The organism is Pseudomonas psychrophila (assembly GCF_001043005.1).
GTDB lineage: Bacteria > Pseudomonadota > Gammaproteobacteria > Pseudomonadales > Pseudomonadaceae > Aquipseudomonas > Aquipseudomonas psychrophila.
Genome location: NZ_JYKZ01000030.1, coordinates 1 through 1,215, shown reverse-complemented (window position 1 = coordinate 1,215; position 1,215 = coordinate 1). Strand labels below are relative to the sequence as shown.

The 1,215-nt window shown below is 61.2% G+C and carries 2 protein-coding genes; both read left to right on the top strand.

Annotated features, from left to right (window positions below; translation table 11 throughout):
* Positions 1-1,076, top strand: a 1,076-nt coding sequence (locus TU76_RS23850; protein ID WP_048352618.1) for an efflux RND transporter periplasmic adaptor subunit, incomplete at its 5' end; no start/stop codon positions are given.
* Positions 1,077-1,078: 2 nt separating this feature from the next.
* Positions 1,079-1,215 (top strand): efflux RND transporter permease subunit (locus TU76_RS25935; RefSeq protein ID WP_169775416.1); only part of this gene is annotated, 137 nt, incomplete at its 3' end.

Below are 1,215 nucleotides of genomic sequence, written 5' to 3'. Positions count from 1 at the left end.
AAACCAAGCCTCCCTTGGTCAAGGTCCGAACCGAAGTGGTTGCCTCCGCCCCCGTGTCCATCAGCAATGAGTTGAGCGGGCGGGTCGTCGCACCTCGGGTCGCGCAAGTCAGTGCACGGGTCGCGGGTGTCGTCCTCAAGCGCGTGTTTGCCGAAGGCAGCGAAGTCAAACAAGGCGATGTGCTGTTTTTGATCGATCCCGCCCCCCTCAAGGCTGAGCTGGACAGTTCGCTGGCTGCACTGCGCAAGGCGCAGGCGCTGGCAAAGCAGGCCAGGCTGCAAGACCAGCGCTATGGCGAGCTGATGCAAATCAACGCGATCAGCCGTCAGGAGTACGACAACGCACGCGCTGTCGCTCAGCAAACCAGCGCCGATGTCGCCTCCAACGAGGCTGAGGTTCAACGGGCACGCCTGAACCTAGGCTATGCCACCGTGACCGCCCCCATCTCCGGGCGTATCGGCCGGGCGCTGGTCACAGAAGGTGCGCTGGTCGGCCAGGGTGAAGTGACCGCATTGGCGCGGCTCCAGCAACTGGACCCCATTCATGTCGACCTGACGCAGTCCACCCGTGACCTGGATAACCTGCGCGAATCATTCCGTGCCGGCCAGTTGCAGCAAGTGGGTAAAAATCAGGCCAAGGCCACGTTGATCCGTGACAACGGCAACCTCTATCCGCTGCCCGTCAAGCTTCTGTTCACGGATATCAGTGTGGACCCGAGCACCGGCCAGATCAGCGTGCGCAGTGAATTCCCCAATCCCGACTATGACTTGCTGCCTGGCAGCTTTGTGCGTGTACGTGTGGAACAGGCCCTCAATAAACAGGGGATCACCGTGCCGCAACGGGCGATCTTGCGCGACAGCGCGGGCATCGCCCAGGTGCTGTTGCTCGATGCCGAGAACCGGGTCAAGCAACAGCCGGTGCAACTGGGCAACGTGTTGAATGACCGCTGGATCGTCAATGCAGGGCTGAAGGCCGGCGACCGCATCGTTGTCGAGGGCCTGCAGCACGCTCGCCCCGGTGAATACGTGCAGATCGATGACCCGACCCTTCCCCTCGCACATTCCACGGATCAGTGAGCATGCCGCAGTTCTTTATCGACCGCCCGATCTTCGCCTGGGTCGTTGCACTATTCATTCTGCTGGCGGGAGCATTGGCTATCCCGCAGTTGCCAGTGGCCAAATATCCGGTGGTTGCACCGCCACAAGTTGAAATCTA